General features: G+C 67.6%; 12 protein-coding genes. All 12 read right to left on the bottom strand.

What is annotated here, in order from left to right:
• Position 1 precedes the first annotated feature (1 nt).
• A complete protein-coding gene (locus JL101_RS30210; RefSeq protein ID WP_203102844.1) occupies positions 2 to 4,108 on the bottom strand; it encodes a Pls/PosA family non-ribosomal peptide synthetase in 4,107 nt (1,368 codons plus the stop codon).
• A 131-nt stretch (positions 4,109 to 4,239) separates the two neighbouring features.
• Positions 4,240 to 5,532, bottom strand: coding sequence for a diaminobutyrate--2-oxoglutarate transaminase (gene ectB, locus JL101_RS30205; RefSeq protein WP_203102842.1), 1,293 nt, complete (start codon positions 5,530 to 5,532; stop codon positions 4,240 to 4,242).
• A 784-nt stretch (positions 5,533 to 6,316) separates the two neighbouring features.
• Positions 6,317 to 7,177, bottom strand: coding sequence for a universal stress protein (locus tag JL101_RS30200; protein WP_203102841.1), 861 nt, complete (start codon positions 7,175 to 7,177; stop codon positions 6,317 to 6,319).
• A 122-nt stretch (positions 7,178 to 7,299) separates the two neighbouring features.
• Positions 7,300 to 8,811: a tripartite tricarboxylate transporter permease gene (locus JL101_RS30195; protein ID WP_203102840.1), complete on the bottom strand. Its 1,512-nt coding sequence runs from the start codon at positions 8,809 to 8,811 to the stop codon at positions 7,300 to 7,302.
• 28 nt (positions 8,812 to 8,839) lie between these two features.
• Entirely contained in the window at positions 8,840 to 9,325 is a 486-nt protein-coding gene (locus JL101_RS30190) for a tripartite tricarboxylate transporter TctB family protein (protein ID WP_203102839.1), read from the bottom strand.
• Positions 9,326 to 9,355: 30 nt separating this feature from the next.
• Entirely contained in the window at positions 9,356 to 10,333 is a 978-nt protein-coding gene (locus JL101_RS30185) for a Bug family tripartite tricarboxylate transporter substrate binding protein (RefSeq protein WP_203102838.1), read from the bottom strand.
• A gap of 201 nt (positions 10,334 to 10,534) precedes the next feature.
• Positions 10,535 to 12,055 (bottom strand): MBOAT family O-acyltransferase, encoded by a 1,521-nt coding sequence (locus JL101_RS30180; protein WP_203102837.1) that lies wholly within the window; start codon positions 12,053 to 12,055, stop codon positions 10,535 to 10,537.
• Positions 12,045 to 13,040, bottom strand: coding sequence for a hypothetical protein (locus JL101_RS30175; protein ID WP_203102836.1), 996 nt, complete (start codon positions 13,038 to 13,040; stop codon positions 12,045 to 12,047). The genes JL101_RS30180 and JL101_RS30175 overlap by 11 nt, the downstream gene beginning before the upstream one ends.
• A gap of 167 nt (positions 13,041 to 13,207) precedes the next feature.
• The gene (locus tag JL101_RS30170) at positions 13,208 to 13,414 is read right to left on the bottom strand and encodes a hypothetical protein (protein ID WP_203102834.1); all 207 of its coding nucleotides are present in this window, start codon (positions 13,412 to 13,414) and stop codon (positions 13,208 to 13,210) included.
• Between the two features lie 93 nt (positions 13,415 to 13,507).
• Positions 13,508 to 14,272: a GntR family transcriptional regulator gene (locus JL101_RS30165; protein ID WP_203102832.1), complete on the bottom strand. Its 765-nt coding sequence runs from the start codon at positions 14,270 to 14,272 to the stop codon at positions 13,508 to 13,510.
• 35 nt (positions 14,273 to 14,307) lie between these two features.
• Positions 14,308 to 14,646 carry an aminotransferase-like domain-containing protein gene (locus JL101_RS30160; protein ID WP_203102831.1) on the bottom strand — a complete coding sequence of 113 codons (339 nt, stop codon included), beginning with the start codon at positions 14,644 to 14,646 and terminating at the stop codon, positions 14,308 to 14,310.
• Between the two features lie 400 nt (positions 14,647 to 15,046).
• Positions 15,047 to 15,559: a hypothetical protein gene (locus JL101_RS30155; RefSeq protein WP_203102830.1), complete on the bottom strand. Its 513-nt coding sequence runs from the start codon at positions 15,557 to 15,559 to the stop codon at positions 15,047 to 15,049.
• Between the last annotated feature and the right edge of the window lie 155 nt (positions 15,560 to 15,714).

Below are 15,714 nucleotides of genomic sequence, written 5' to 3'. Positions count from 1 at the left end.
CTCATACCTCTTTGGCGGGATTGCCTCGCCATGTGGAGTTCGGAGCCAGACGCTCGCCCTTCATCAGGAAGGAGTCGGGTTCGACCGCGGCGCCGTCTCCGATCTCGACCCCATAGTGAACGAAGGCACTGCAGCCGAACGTGCATCCGTTCCCGATGCGGATATGATCGGACTTGAAGGCGCCGTCCTCGAGCGAGTGACTCTGGAGTACGGCCAATTGGTTGATCGTGCAGTGGTCGCCGATGGAGACGAGCGACTTCTCGGTGATCGCGACACCGTCGTCGAACAGCTTCCTTCCGACCGTGACGCCGTGGAGCTTCCATATCAACCCCTTGAAGGGCGTTCCCGAGAACAGGTTGAGGAAGGGGTTTTCGGAAAGCTTCCAATACCGCTCGTGCTGCCAGAAATAATCATCGTAGATCGAGCAGTACCGGGGCTTGAGCTTCTTGAAACCGAGGCTCGCCCGCTCCAGGAATGCGTGGTACAGGACCGTGATGATCGTTCCGATGACGATGAAGTCGATGATGCTCCTCCATGTCGACTCCTGATACTGGTTCAGCTCGAACAGGCCCAAAAGGACCAACGCATGAATGAGGAGCCAGCGCGTAGCGAGAAACAGAAGCATCGTTATGGTGTTCGAGATGTTCTTGCCGCGCAGTCTTTCCTTGAAAACGGGGGCTTCCTTGTAATGCTCGAACTGCTTGTCCCGAAGGACCGACCTGGGGATCTCGAAGCAGGGTGATCCGAGCAGGCCGACGCCGTTCCGTTCGGGCCCGCTGACCGGCACCATGACCTTGGTGCCCAGCAGGCAGTTCTTGCCGACCTTGCCGTCCGCAGGGTAGATCACGTTGTTGCCCAGGAAGCTGTTGGGCGGAATGGAGACTTGCCTCAGCCTGAAGGACGAGCTCGAGACTTCGGCGTTTATCATCGACAGGCCGTCGGAGATCAGGGTGCCCCTGCCGATGTTGCAGAGGAAAGGCGTGTCATGCTTCTGCTCCACCCCGAAGTTTGAGCCGGTCTGATCCTTCAGCGAAAGATTGTAGCCTATGGCCCGCAGGTAGTAGATGATGTAGGAGCTGTCGCCGAACAGCATGTTGTAGAAGGGGGAATTACTCACCCTCGAAACGGACTGCGACAGCAGATAATGGAATCCGTACAGAGGATATGTCCGGTCCTCCGTCAGGAGGCGATACATCAGGCGCGGTATCAGCGTGACGTTCAGCAGGCCGAGAACGATCATCCCGAAGAACGTTCCGAGCGTCAACCCGAGCAGAGCCAACTGCTGGTTCAGGTCGAAGGAACTCGACGCGGCATAGGCGGCCACCTCGGCGCCCGTTCCGAAACCCAGCCATGAGAAAAGGGTATCCGTGAAGACGATGGGCAGAGGCAGGCTGAACCCGAAGAGGACGGCCAACTGCGCGATGCTGAACGCCGCCCGGCGGACGGTGCCGCATGGCCTTGGCTCGACCCTGCGGTAGTTGTCCGTCGTCTCCTGGGCCGGAGAGCCGTGATATCGCTTGCCGGAGGGGATCGACTGTCCCTTCCGCAGGGAAGACGAATGTCCGAGTTGCGCGCCGTCGCCTACGGAGGTCCCGATGTCCAGGACGCTCGCCTCTCCGACGAAAGCGTCGCGGCCGATGGTTATGCGGCCCGTTTCGATGATCCCGGAACGCGCCCGGTAACCGGCAAGGATGGAATCCTTCCGGATGATCGTGCCCTCGCCGACCGACAGCAGGTCCGGGCAGGCGTGGACGACCCGTGAAAAAATGACCGCATTCCGGCCGATCCTTGCTCCGAGCGCCCGGAGATAGATGTTGTAAAGCGGCGACCCGATGAACATGACCATCGGATTTGCCTGGGTCAGCTGCTTCACCATCCAGAACCGCAAGTATGACAGGCTCCAGATCGGGATGTGCTCCTCGCGCCAGCGGCCCACCAGCGCCCATTTCAGGGCGACAGGAAGCACGGCGAGCGCGAGGAACAGGGCGCTCGTGAAGGCGACCGACCGGAGATATGCGTCTCCCATCCTGTCCGTCTCGGAAACCCAGGAATATCCGGCGATGAGCGCGGCGGCTGTCGCGGTCGAGTACAGGAGATAGAAGACCAGCTGCAATCCGCCGCACACCGCGTACTGGACATTGCTGGCCACATGGACCGGTCCGGATGAAGCGTCCGTTGTTTTCCGGCCTGCTTGCGTGCTGAGGAACGCGGTCAGGTCGCGCAGGGTCGGATGCAGGTAGACTTCCCGCATGGAGACGTCGGAGAAGTCGAAGCGCTCCCGGATCCGGGCGCAGAACCGCGCCATCAGCAGGGAGTTGGCGCCCAGGTCGTCGAAGAAATGGTCGTCCATCGAGACCTGCTCGATCCCCAGCAGGTCTCCCAGGATCCGGGCGATCTCCCGCTCCGTGTCGGTGCCCGGCGCCACGTAGCGGGCGGTCCTGGCGACGAAGCGGGGTTTCGACGGGGCCGGCAGCTTCTTGCGGTCGACCTTGTCGCTCGGCAGCATCGGCAGGGAGTCCATCGCCTCGTAGTACGAGGGCAGCATGTAGGCCGGCAGGTGGCTGCGGATGGCCTGGAAGATCGCGTCGGGGCCGGGATCGGCGGCGTCCTGGCGGAGCGTGTAGTAGGCCACGAGCTCGGCCGAACCGGGGGTCGGCTCGTACTTGCCGACGACGGCCTGGGCGATCCCGGGCACCCTCATGATGACGGATTCGATCTCCGCCAGCTCGATGCGGTAGCCGCGGATCTTCACCTGTGCGTCGATCCGGCCGAGATACTCGATCTCGCCGTCCCCTGTGACGCGACCCAGGTCGCCGGTCCGGTAGATGCGGCCGGACGGGTTGTCCGGCAGGTGCAGGAAATCGGGAATGAAGGCCTTGGCGGTCAGGTCGGGCCGGTTGACGTACTCGCGGGCGAGGCCGATGCCCGCGATGCAGATCTCCCCGACGCCGCCCTGCTTCGCCAGCCTGGCCTCGCCCGGTTCCAGGATCAGGATCATGTATGTGGGGAGCGGCACGCCGATGGTGACGGGCCGGTTCGGTTCCAGCAGCGTCCAGCTCGCCGTGACCGTGGCTTCCGTCGGGCCGTAGACGTTGAGGAAGGTCCTGCCCGCCCGGTGCCACCGCTCGATCAGATTGTGCGGGCACGCCTCCCCGGAGACGAGGATGAACCGCAGGGCCGGCAGGTCATCCTCCAGCGTCGCCAGCAGCGTGGGTACGCAGCAGAGCGCCGTGATCCGCCGGGCCGCGAGGAACCGGGACAGGTCGGCCCCGACCAGACTGGGACCGGCGGGGGCCGGAAACAGCGCGGCCCCGCAGTAGAGAGGCACCCAGATCTCCTCGACGGAGAAGTCGAAGGCGATCGTCATGCCCTGGTAGACGCGGTCGTCCTCGGTCAGCCCATAGACCTCGGCCGCCGCCCTGACGAAGTTGCAGATGCTGGAATGGTCGACGGCGACGCCCTTCGGATAGCCGGTCGAGCCCGAGGTGTAGATGATGTAGCAGAGCGCATCCGGGGGGGCGTCGGCCGGCGGTTCCGGCGGGGCGTCGGACTCCCGCTCGACGAGGGCGGATGCCCGGTCCAGGCTGAGCGTCTCCACCCCCAGCCCGTCGAGCTGTCCGGCTAGGCCCGACGTCGTCAGGAACAGCCCGATGCCGGCGTCCCGGGAGATGAAGGAGATTCGGTCCCCGGGGAATCCGGGGTCCAGCGGGACGTAGGCGGCGCCCGCCTTCATGACCGCCAGCATCGCGACATAGGTCCAGACCGACCTGGCGAAGAGCAGCCCGACGCGGTCGCCGGGCGCCACGCCGCGCTTGGCCAGCAGGCGCGCCAGCCGGTTGGCCGTGCGGTCGAGGTCGGCGTAGCTCAGGTGGCCGTCCTCGGCGGAGACTGCCAGCCGGTCGGCGGCGCCGGTCCGGCCCATCATCGCGCAGCGCCACTCGATCAGCCCGTCGAGCCGCTCTCCCGGCTGCCAGCGGATATGGTTGCCGAGGCCGGGGCATGTCAGGATCCGCTCCGGTTCGGGATAGAGCCGGGCGATGGTCTCGCGGGAGAAGGCGGTTTCCTCGACCGGCGCTTCGCTCGCGACGGTTTGTTCGGTTCGTTCCATTTCGGATCCCCGAAGCTGTTTTCTTGCTGACGATGATCGGAATGCCGCGCGGGATCTTTTCGGCAGGCCCAGTCCGGAGGCGCCGGCACCCGGTTCCGGGTGCCGGACCGACGGTCGCCCCCGGGACTGCCCTATTCGGCGGCGGCCCGGCCGCCCCGGGAAGCGGCGTGGACCGCGTTCTCCAGGATGTCCAGCCCGCGCTCCAGCAGTTCGTCCGGCGTGGTCAGCGGGGCCAGGATCTTGACCACCTCGTCATGGGCTCCCGACGTCTCGATGATCAACCCGTCCCCGAAGCACTGGCGGCAGATCCTGTCCGCCAACTCGCCCGAGCCGACGTCCAGGCCGATCATCAGCCCCCGGCCCTTGACCCGGCTGCCGGGGACCAGCTCCGCCATCCCGGACAGCCGCTCCCTGACCCGGGCGGCCTTCGCCTGGGTGGCCGCGGCGAAGGCGCCGTCGGACCAGAACTTCCGCAGGGCGACCCGGGCCGTGACGAAGGCGTGGGTATTGCCGCGGAACGTGCCGTTGTGCTCCCCCGGCCGCCAGGCATCGTGCTGCGGACGGATCAGCAGGAGCGCCATCGGCAGGCCGAAGCCGGACAGCGATTTCGACAGGACCACCAGGTCGGGAACAACGCCCAGGGTCTCGAAGCTGAAGAAGGTGCCCGTCCGGCCGCATCCGGCCTGGATGTCGTCCACGACGAGGAGGGCGCCGTGCCGCTCCGCCAAGCGGGCCACCCGGCGCACCCAGGCGGGGCCGGCCGCATTGAGCCCTCCTTCCCCCTGGACCGTTTCCAGCAGGATCGCGGCGGGCGCGTCCAGTCCGCTGGAGGGATCGGACAGCATGCGGTCGAGCAGGTCGGCGGTGTCGAAATCCGGCCCCAGGTACCCGTCGAACGGCACCCGCGTGACGCCGTGGAGCGGCAGGACGGGGCCGATGCGGTGATGGCGGTTGCCGGTGGCGGCCAGGGCTCCCAGGCTCACGCCATGGAAGCCGTTGGTGAACGCCACGACGTTCGTGCGGCCCGTCACCTTGCGCGCCAGCTTGAGCGCCGCCTCCACGCCGTTGGTGCCGGTCGGCCCGGTGAACTGCAGGCGGTAGTCCAGTCCCCTGGGCTCCAGGATGAGTTTCTCAAACGTTTCCAGGAAACCCTGCTTGGCCGTGGTGAACAGGTCCAGGCCATGGGCGATGCCGTCGCCCAGGATGTGCTCGACCAGCGCCTGCTTCATGTCGGGGTCGTTATGGCCGTAGTTGAGGGATGCGCATCCGGCCAGGAAGTCGATGTATTCGCGCCCCGCCGCGTCCCGGATCAAGCTGCCCTGGGCGCTGCGGAAGACGGCATCGAAATGGCGGCAATAGCTGCGAACTCCGGATTCCCGGCGGTGGAAGACGGAATCGTCCTCCCTTGATGGATTGAGCTTCATCCTTTCCTCCCTCCTGATCTCGTCACTTTGGGACGATGTCCGAAACGACTGGTTCAAATTACCTTGATGTCTCCAGCTTCCCCGGCCGCCCTTTTTACCGTCACTTGCGGAGTCGCCGGGTTCGGCTGACGTGCGGATGACGATCTGTTTCTGTTCGGGGGATTTCAGTCAGCGCGACTTCGGCAAAGACTCGTCGAGTGAGGAACGAATTACTCCTTTGATTGGAAGCAGCGACTTCTTGCGCGAAAATCCCTGCGGAGGGAACTTCGCGAGCGTTTGGGGTTTTTCTTGTGCGGTACGCGGGCGTTTTGACGTTAAGTGCTCAGGATACAGCAACAAAATTAATACACGATGTCTAAGGATTTTTCTTTCCCATTTTAGGCATAATTCAATGGGCTCTAGTTTATGTTCGCTTGGATGTGCATGGTGGAGCTAACCTGAAGGGCCGGGAAGTTAAATCCCGGTAATAGATATATGCATATTGGAATCGGGAATATTTTTGAAACCGCAACGTTATTCCAAAACACAATGTATCCGACCGTGCCGATATGCAACCGATAAGAAGTTGATGGAGCCGCTTCACGGGGTTCTTCGCCGCGGTCGGCGGAACGTGGCTGCGCCAGTGTACGTTTACTGCTCCTCACCGGCGTGGTGTCTGATCGGGGAGGTTGGGCCGGAAAGCCTGCATTCGGTCAGGGAGAGCTTTCAATGGAAAGGGTCCCGGACGAATAGCCCGGGACCCTGGGAAGTTCACTCCGAGGTTTTCCGGTTCCGCCGGACCGTCTCAATGCACCATCAGGATGGGCAGGTCGGGCGGGGCTGACAGGATGTCCCGCGTCACGCCGCCCAGCACCGTCTCGCGGAAACGGCTGTGACCGTAGCCCCCCATCACCATCAGGTCGCAGCCGCATTCCGCGGCGCCCGCCACCAACGCCAGCGCCAGGGGGCGTCCGTCGTCGGTAACCCGCAGGCATTCGGCGCTCACGCCATGCCAGCGCAGGCTTTCCGCCAGCCGGTCGGGATCGCCCGCGCGGCGGGTGGAGGGTTTCTCGCCGGACAGGATGACCACGCGCTCCGCCGCCGCGAGCAGCGGCAGCGCGGAGGCCACGGCGCGCGACGCCGGCAGGCCGCCGTCCCACGCGACGGCGACGGCCGTCCCGAACGGGGCCGGCTCCGCCCCGGGTTCCATCGCCGGCGCCAGCAGGATCGGACGGCCCGACCCGAACAGCGTGGCTTCGAGCGCCGCACCGATCAGGTCTGCTCCCCCGCCATCGCGGGCGAAGACGGTCAGGTCGGCCAGCCGGGCCTCCTCGGGGATGATCTCGGCCAGGGAGCCGACCTCGGCCCGCCAGGACGAGCTCGGCCGTTCGATGCCGGGACCGCCGACGCGCTGGCCCAGGTCGTCGAACAGCCGCCGGGCCGAGGCCACCAGCTCGGACTGCCGCGTCTCGGCGATCTCGCGCAGCTTGCGGCCCAGCGCGGCCGGGATCGACGCCGTCTCGACCGGGGACGCCACCTCCGCGTGGGGCGTCACGCACAGGCCCTCGACATGGCCGCGAACCCGGTCGGCCACCATGAAGGCCAGGGTGGCGGAGCGCCGGTCTGTGCCGGCGCCCGTCAACGGCACCAGTATCTTCTTGAACATGATCACTGCCTCCCCTCAGAAGAGCCACGTCGTTGGCTGCATGACCCGCCGGAGATGATCCGCAGTCCGGCCCGGCCGATCCAGCACTATCTGCGCCTGACGCGGGATCGGCCGGGTCCGGTTCAGGTGCCGACCGCCTGCCGGTCCCCGCGCCTGTTCCGCACGGCGCGGAGAAGGACCGGGGCCAGCACCAGCAGGGCCGCGATCACCAGCAGGGACAACGACAGCGGATGGGTGAAGAACACGGTCGGGTCGCCCTGGCTGATCGCCAGCGCCCGGCGGAACTGCTGCTCGGCCAGCGGCCCCAGGATCAGGCCCACGACGCAGGGCGCCACCGGCACGTCGAGCACGCGCATGCCGAAGCCGATCAGCCCGATCACCCACAGGATGACGAGGTCGACCACGTTGTTGTTGAGCGTGTAGGCCCCCAGGGTCGCGAACACCAGGATGCCGGCATAGAGCCAGGGGCGCGGGATCACCAGCAGCTTCACCCACAGCCCGACCATGGGAAGGTTCAGCATCAGCAGCAGCACGTTGCCGATATAGAGGCTGGCGATCATGCCCCAGACCAGGTCCGGGTTGGTGTCGAACAGGGTCGGCCCCGGCTGGAGCCCGTACTGCTGGAAGGCGGCCAGCATGATCGCGGCCGTCGCCGAGGTCGGCAGGCCCAGCGACAGCAGGGGCGCCAGCACGCCGGCGGCGGCCGCGTTGTTGGCGGCTTCCGGGCCGGCGACCGCCTCGATGGCGCCCTTGCCGAACTCCTCCGGGTGCTTGGACAGGCGCTTCTCCGTCAGGTAGGACAGGAAGGTCGGGATCTCGGTCCCGCCGGCCGGCAGCGCGCCGAACGGAAAGCCCAGGAAGGTGCCGCGCAGCCACGGCTTCCACGACCGCTTCCAATCCTCCCGGCTCAGCCACTTCGAGCCCTTGAGGGCGAAGATCTCCTCCGTCTCGAAGCGGTAGCGGGACGCGACGTAGAGGGTCTCCCCGACCGCGAACAGCCCGACCGCGACCACGACGGTGTCGATGCCGTCGAGCAGTTCCGGGATGCCGAAGGTCAGGCGCGCCTGGCCGGTCTGGAGGTCGATGCCGACCAGCCCGAGCGACAGGCCGAAGAACAGGCTGGCAAGGCCGCGGGTCAGCGACGATCCCAGCACCGCGGTCACGGTGGTGAGCGCCAGCACCATCAGCGCGAAATACTCCGCCGGCCCGAACAGCAACGCCATCCGGACCATCAGGGGCGCAACGAAGGTCAGCGCGATCGTGGCGATGGTCCCGGCGACGAAGGAGCCGATCGCGGCCGTCGCCAGCGCCTGCGCGCCGCGTCCCTGGCGCGCCATGGCATGGCCGTCGATCGCGGTCACGATGCTGCCGGACTCGCCGGGCGCGTTCAGCAGGATCGAGGTCGTCGAACCGCCGTACATGGCGCCGTAATAGATCCCGGCGAACATGATGAAGGCGGAGGTCGGCTCCAGGCTGTAGGTGACGGGGAGCAGCAGGGCCACTGTCAGCGCCGGGCCGATTCCGGGCAGCACGCCGATCGCCGTGCCGACCGTCACGCCGATCGTGGCCCACATCAGGTTGTACGGGGTCAGCGCCACGGCGAAGCCGGCGGCGAGGGCTGCGAGGGTTTCCATGGGGATGTCGCCTTTCGGTCCGGGCGCCTCAGTCCGGCGCGCCGGCCAGGGAGTCGAACACGCTGCCGAGCGGCAGGTTGAGGTCGAGGCCGTAATTGAACAGCGTGAAGGCCAGGCCGGTGAGCGCCAGGCCGAGCACCGCGTCGACCAGCGGCCGGCGGCTGCCGAACGCGCGGGCGCCGATCATGAACAGCACCGTGGAGGCCGGGACGAAGCCCAGCCATTCCAGCAGCAGGAGTTGCGCGATCAGCCCGCCCGACACCAGCGCCACCGCGCCGCCGTCCAGCTCGATCCCGCCGCCGTGGGCGATCTTTCCCGCGAGGGCTTCCCGCAGCAGCGCCAGCCCGACGGCCATCAGCCCGGCGGAGATCAGGTAGGGGAACAGGGCGGGGCCGACGACGGCGTTGGCCGCCCCCGGCGCCTGCGCGGTCTGGAAGGCGATGAAGCCGCCGAGCGCCAGCACCGCGGCGCCCAGCCCGGCCTCGCCCAGCTTCAGGCTGCGTCCGGTCGTCATGGCCGGGTCCCTTTCCTAATTGATCAGGCCTTACTTGACCAGGCCGAGATCGGTCAGGGTCGCCTCGATCTGGCCGCGCTCGGCCTGGAGGAAGGCGGCGAACCGGTCGGCCGGCTGGTACTGGTCGATCCAGCCGCGCTGGGTCAGGATCTCCTTCCATTCCGGGCTGGCCGCCAGCTTGCCCATCATCTCGTCGAGCTGCTTCTTCTCGGCCGCCTTCAGGGTGCCCTGGGCGAACACGCCGCGCCAGTTGACGAATTCCAGGTCGACGCCCTGTTCCCTGAGGGTCGGGGTCGCGACGCCGGGCAGCCGCTCGGGCGACGACACCGCGATGGCGCGCAGTTTGCCGGCCTCGATCTGGGGCGCGAACTCGTTGTAGCCCCCCAGCGCCACGGTGATGTGCCCGCCCAGGATGGCGGACAGCAGCTCGCCGCCGCCCGCGGTCGCCACGTAGTTGATGCCGGTCGGCTCGACCCCGGTCTTGCGGGCGATCAGGCCCGCCAGGATCTGGTCGCTGCCGCCGGCCGATCCGCCGCCCCACGAGACCGAGCCCGGATCGGACTTGAACTTGGTCAGCAGGTCCTGGAGCGAGGTGATCGGGCTGTCGGCCGGGACGACCACGCCGGTGTATTCGCCGGTCAGGCGGGCCAGCGGCGTGACCTGGTCCAGGCTGACCGGCGACTTGTTGGTGATGATGGCGCCGACCATGATCTGGCCGCCGACCAGCAGCGACGGCGACCGCTTCTTCGCCGTGACGAACTGGGCGAGGCCGATCGTGCCGCCGGCGCCGGGGATGTTGACCACCTGGACTCCGGACGCGAGGTCGAGCTTCTGGAGGACCTGCTGAACCGCGCGGGCGTGCTGGTCCCAGCCGCCGCCGGGGCTGGCGGGTGCGATCAGTTCGAGACCCTTGACCTGCGCGGACGCCGGCACGGCGCCGAAGACGGCCGCGGACAGCGCCGCGGCGGCGAGGACGTGCCGGATGGACCTGAAGCTGGCGAGCAGCATGGTGTTCTCTCCCTCGGATGTTAGTTGCGCCGCCCGGAGGCGGACCTTCGTTGGAGAGGACCCTACCAGCGAAACCTGTCACCATCCTGTCACGCCGGGCGCCCCGCGGGATTTTCCGGAAAACCGGCGGCGCCGGGATGAACCCGAGGGAGGGTGCGCGTCCCGCGCACCTCGGGCGGCGGGACGCCGCCCCTCCGCGATCTAGAAGTTGAAGTAGATGAACTCGCTGACCGAGGTCAGGCGGGTCAGGGTGAACAGGAAGCAGCAGGCCGCGACGCCGGCCCACAGCGGCGTGAACCGCCAGCGGGGCAGCCAGGGTGGCAGCAATCCTTTCCGCCCGGCCTCCGCAGCACCGAACAGCCACGCCTGCGAGTTGGGCGCCAGCATGCAGACGGCCAGCAGCGACGCGATCAGGATCTCGTGCCGGTAGGCGAACAGGTCGGCCACGGACCCGAGCTCGACGGGATCGGCGGTCCAGCCGTTGGCGCCGGTCATGGCGTGCAGCATGGCGAAGGCGCCTTCCAGCGAGGTCGCCCGGAAGAACACCCAGGCGATCGTGACGCACAGGAACGTCAGGCCCCGGCCGAACCAGATCCCGCCCAGGCTCCCGCTGCCCAGACCCCCGTTCCCCAGGCCCAGTCGGGAGCGCAGCGCCCGCCAGCCGTGGTTCACGATCAGGTAGACGCCGTGCAGGGCGCCCCACACGATGAAGGTCCAGCCGGCCCCGTGCCACAGCCCGCCCAGCACCATGGTGAGGAACAGGTTCAGGTAGCGGCGCGCCTTGCCGTGGCGGTTGCCGCCCAGCCGGATATAGAGGTAGTCGCGCAGGAACTCCGACAGGGTGATGTGCCAGCGCCGCCAGAAATCGATGATGTCGGTCGCCTGGTACGGCGAGTTGAAGTTGAAGGGAAGCCTGACGCCGAACAGCAGGCCCAGCCCGACCGCCATGTCGGAGTAGCCGGAGAAGTCGAAATAGAGCTGGAGGGAATAGGCCAGCGCTCCCGTCCAGGCCTCCGCCGCGGTCAGCACCTCCGCCGATGCCCGGATCGAGGCGGCGTCGAACACGGGGGTGGCATATGTGGCGAGCTGGTCGGCCAGCACGACCTTCTTCCACAGCCCGACCGTGAAGAAGGCCAGTCCCAGGGCGAAGCCCTCGTGGCTGAAGCGCAGGTTCTCCGGCCGGCTGAACTGGGGCATCAGGTCCTTGTGGTGGACGATCGGTCCCGCGATGAGCTGCGGGAAGAAGGTCACGAACAGGCAGTAGTCCACCAGGCCGTAGTCGGTCGATTCGCCCTCCGCCGCGTCCACCAGGTAGGCGATCTGCTGGAAGGTGAAGAACGAGATCCCGAGCGGCAGGACCACCGCCCGGATGCCGAAATCGATCCCGGCGAGCGCCCCGACATTGTCCAGCAGGAAGACCGAGTATTTATAGTAGCCGATCAGCAGCAGGTTGACGGTGACGCCCAGCGCCAGCAGCGGGCGCATCGATCCGGCCGGCCCCCGCGACAGCACCCCGAGCCTCGCTCCCGCCGCGTGGTTGAACAGCACGCTGGCCAGCAGCAGCAGGACATGGGAGGGATTCCACCAGCCATAGAAGAACAGCGAGGCCAGCGTCAGCCACAGCAGCGGGATCCGCGGGTTCGGCTGGAGCGCCAGCAGCCGGTAGACGACCAGCGTCACCGGCAGGAAGGCGCCGATGAAGACCCAGGAGTTAAAGAGCATGGTGTTTTTCCCCGCCGGCGAGGTCGAGCTGCGACCGGTCCATCTGGGAGATCAGGTGGTCCATGAAGGCCGGCACCGACGTCCATTGCAGGTGGGCAGGGTCCGTGAAGTCCTTGTCCGTCAGCGCCAGGCCCTTCGCGGCGTCGATCAGCAGGGCTCCGGTCCTTTCGAGATGCCGGGACACCTCGGAGCGGAAGGCCCCGTCGCGGAACCCGCCGGGATCGTAGGCAGCGATCCAGCCCGGCATGGGCGGCAGCAGCACGACCACGAACTCGACGCCGCGCCGGGACAGCTCCTTGCTCATGTTTCTCAGGTGGCGGAGGCAGGCGGGATCGACCGACACGTTCTCGCGGATGTCCGGTTCCGGCAGCAGCAGGGGACCGGACCCGTAGGCGTCCATCACCAGCGGCGCGTGGATGTTTTCCCCGGACCGCATGTCGGCCAGGGTCAGGGCGTCGCGCAGGAACGCTCCCGGCCGGAAGTTCTTGAAGTAGAGGTGCCAGCCCGGACTGCCGCCGAAGACATAGTCGCGGGCATCCTCGGGCCGGAAGAAGGCGTTCTCGCCGGCGGAGCAGGCTTCGAAATCGCGCATGGAGAAGACCGACAGCACCGTCTTCACGCTCGGCATGTTGTCCAGCAGGAAGCCGGTCAGGAATGCCGTCTCGTCGACGTGAAGATAGCAGGGGGCCGCGTTGAGCGGCTCGACGGCATCGCCGTAGCGGGCCTTGAGGACGGAAAAGTCCAGGTTCCTCCAGGTGACCGAGGAGCCGACGGCCAGCAGGTCGGGATCCCGGATGGTCGTCTCGTGGAGGAACTTGAACTTCTCGTCGATGCAGTTGGTCGCCGTGATCGGCGGCGCGGGAAGACGGTCGACGGACGCCAGGGCGGCAAACCCGGCGGCGCCCAGGACCAGGAACAGGGCGCACCACGACACGAAGGCGATATTGAATCGCAGCGCGGCCCTGCTGGACAGGGTATTCGACATTTTTCTGGATTCGCCCAATGATCAACCGGGCGGGCACCCGCGGTGCGGAGCCCGGTTCGACATGACGGTGATGACGGATGGCGGCGCGCGCCATGGCGCGGGCACGGCAGGCGTGCCCGGGGATGGATCTTCGGCGCCGGCAGGGTCGCGTTATCGCGACGCCGTCCTCACGGTGGGGCGCAGGGGACGCTTCGTTGCCCGTGGCGTGCCACGGTGGCCGGACGGAACCGGCAGGAGATGCCCGGACGCACCGGGGCGGCGACGGCACGGCGGCCCTGCTTGGAGCGCAGCCGCGACCTGTTGCCCGGGCTTTCGGGCCAGACGCCGTTGCGCCCGCCTCCCCTGTAGTCCGTGTTGTCAGTCGAGATCCGCATTTGGTCGCTTCCGATCCGCTTCGATCTGACCGCTGAACAGTCCTTTGGATTGAGGACGATAGCGGACCGGAGCGCCCGGTTTAAGCACGCATTTTATATAGCCCCGTTGTCCGGCCGGTGGAGGGATGCCGCTCCCGCAAGGGTCTCCTGACCGAAGTATCCCTTCATGCGTCTCCGGCTCATCGAAATGTGGTTCCGGCGGATGTGGTGGAGACTGGCCAGGTCGTTCAGCTCCATCGCTTGGATCAGGTCGGCGATCTCGCCCGCGAACGCGTCGACCTCCGCCGTCCAGTCCATCCGCGGCAGCAGCTGGAGCCACATCCGCGCGGTCTGGAAGAACAGGCGGTCGCCGATCTCCCGGAGCGGCCGGTTGCCGATGGAGCCGGACAGTTCCTGCTGGACCGCGATGTGGAGGCGGCCCAGCTCCTCCAGGTCGACCCTGGACCGGATGCCGCCGCAGCGCTCCAGCAGCGTCTTCATGCGGGCGACGTCGTCGGGGCCGCGCGCCAGCGGCGACAGCTCGCCGCCGATCTCCGCCAGCTTCATGCGCAGGGCGTCGATCTCCTCCAGTTCATCGAACTCGATCAGGGTGACGATGGTGCCGACGCCGTGCCGGCTCTCGACCAGCCCTTCATGCTCCAGCCGTTGCAGCACCCGGCGGATCGGGGTCCGGCTGGTCCCGAACTCCCGCGCCAGATCGTGCTCGCCCAGCGTGTGGCCGGGCGGATATCGGAGCAGGCAGATCCGGTCGCGGATCTCGGCATGGATCGCCTCGAACCGCTGCCGGGATCCGGTCGGCGGGTTGCCGCCGCGGTGTCGGCGGGGGTCCGGGGGGGCGGCGGGGTTCAGGTCGGTCATGGTCCCGGTTCAGCTCTCGAGCGCGGTCCTGCGGGTCAGGCGATGAAACAGGCGTCGTTGATGCCTGGATACTGGGCGAAGGTGCCGGCGATGATCTCCAGCGCCTCGCGCAGGGCTTCCAGCGTCAGGGTGCCGCCGACGCAGATGCGCAGCGCGTTCGGCGGCTCGCCCGCCTCGACCACGAACGGCTCGGACGAGGTCGCCGCGACGCCGCGTTCGCGCAGCGCCCGGACCAGCCCCTCCTCCGTCCAGTAGCCCGGCACGCGCAGCCAGGCGCTGAGCGCCAGCGGGTGACCGCCCACGACACGGGTCCCCAGGATCGCGGCGACCAGCTCCTGCCGCCTGCGGATTTCGCTCCGCCGAACCTGAACCACAACACCCGTCGCTTTGGCGACCCATCGGGTCCCCACCGACGCGGAGGCTCCAGCCGCCTCGACGCATCCGCCCGGTGCCGGAAACCGAGCAGTCCCCAATTCCGGCACCAGCGGCGCGCCGGGGAACCCACGGAGCAGCGATCCCGCCCGACGGTTCGCCTCCGCGGATCCACGGCCCTGATGCTTCAGCCGAGGCGCCGGAGCACCCGACTCGCGAGCGCGGAGGAAACCAGGATGCCCCGCCCCGTGGAGATCGGCGTGCCAGGGGCCAGGGAAGTGCCGGCGCTCCGCGCGCATGACCTCGGGCGGGCTGCCAAGCCCCTCCAAACTGGGGCGATGCTGGGCATAGCCGCCTCGTATGCCTGGAATACCGATACTCCCAGAGAGCTGCACGACGACGTCACCGCCGCCGCGGCCCACGCGGCCGATGCGACGCGGTTCCGGCTAAACCCGTGTTCGGCCCGCGCCCGGAAGCCTCGACAGGCATGGCGTCTTCGGGGTGGAAGAACAGCCGCACGATCAGCCTGAGCCGGCCGGCGGCGGCGCTGGAGTGGTTCTCGACACGGCCGCCGCGGTTGCGGACCATCGCGGCGGCGCGCCGTGCCGGGGCCGGCAACTCGAAGCCGCCCAGGCCCCCGTCCAGGGGCGGCTTCACCGCCGCACCCGGACGCAGTGGACCCGTGAGCGAGAGCTGAACCACCTCCGAAGTCACACCCTCGACTCGCATCTCCACCGTCCCGCCCGGCTGCACGGCCGAGATTGCCGCGCGCACGAGTGCCGGCAATGCCCGCGACAGGGGTGCCGGCGATTCGATCGTCATGCGCTGGCTGTCCGGCACCGCCAGCGATACCCTGACCCCGGCCGCGGTCGCGTGCCGGTGCTGCGCCGCCATCACCCGGCACAGCGTTTCCATCAACGAACGTCCCACCGCTTGCCCCCCGCCGAACTCACCATCCCCGGTCACCGCCCGTTTTCAACACGGCGGGGCGCGACCGCAAGACCATCATCGGGACAGTGCATCCCTGGCAAGCAACAAAAATGAAAGCCATATGCACAAAGACTTAAGGG

The sequence above is a fragment of the Skermanella rosea genome (genome assembly GCF_016806835.2).
In the GTDB taxonomy this organism is placed as follows: domain Bacteria; phylum Pseudomonadota; class Alphaproteobacteria; order Azospirillales; family Azospirillaceae; genus Skermanella; species Skermanella rosea.
Note: the sequence above shows the minus strand (reverse complement) of the source record. Positions and strands in the feature narration are given on the sequence as shown.

Excerpts from the sequence above, each read along its gene's own strand:
- JL101_RS30210 (WP_203102844.1), bottom strand. The coding sequence starts at position 4,108 with ATGGAACGAACCGAACAAACCGTCGCGAGCGAAGCGCCGGTCGAGGAA.
- ectB (WP_203102842.1), bottom strand. The coding sequence starts at position 5,532 with ATGAAGCTCAATCCATCAAGGGAGGACGATTCCGTCTTCCACCGCCGG.
- JL101_RS30200 (WP_203102841.1), bottom strand. The coding sequence starts at position 7,177 with ATGTTCAAGAAGATACTGGTGCCGTTGACGGGCGCCGGCACAGACCGG.
- JL101_RS30195 (WP_203102840.1), bottom strand. The coding sequence starts at position 8,811 with ATGGAAACCCTCGCAGCCCTCGCCGCCGGCTTCGCCGTGGCGCTGACC.
- JL101_RS30190 (WP_203102839.1), bottom strand. The coding sequence starts at position 9,325 with ATGACGACCGGACGCAGCCTGAAGCTGGGCGAGGCCGGGCTGGGCGCC.
- JL101_RS30185 (WP_203102838.1), bottom strand. The coding sequence starts at position 10,333 with ATGCTGCTCGCCAGCTTCAGGTCCATCCGGCACGTCCTCGCCGCCGCG.
- JL101_RS30180 (WP_203102837.1), bottom strand. The coding sequence starts at position 12,055 with ATGCTCTTTAACTCCTGGGTCTTCATCGGCGCCTTCCTGCCGGTGACG.
- JL101_RS30175 (WP_203102836.1), bottom strand. The coding sequence starts at position 13,040 with ATGTCGAATACCCTGTCCAGCAGGGCCGCGCTGCGATTCAATATCGCC.
- JL101_RS30170 (WP_203102834.1), bottom strand. The coding sequence starts at position 13,414 with ATGCGGATCTCGACTGACAACACGGACTACAGGGGAGGCGGGCGCAAC.
- JL101_RS30165 (WP_203102832.1), bottom strand. The coding sequence starts at position 14,272 with ATGACCGACCTGAACCCCGCCGCCCCCCCGGACCCCCGCCGACACCGC.
- JL101_RS30155 (WP_203102830.1), bottom strand. The coding sequence starts at position 15,559 with ATGGAAACGCTGTGCCGGGTGATGGCGGCGCAGCACCGGCACGCGACC.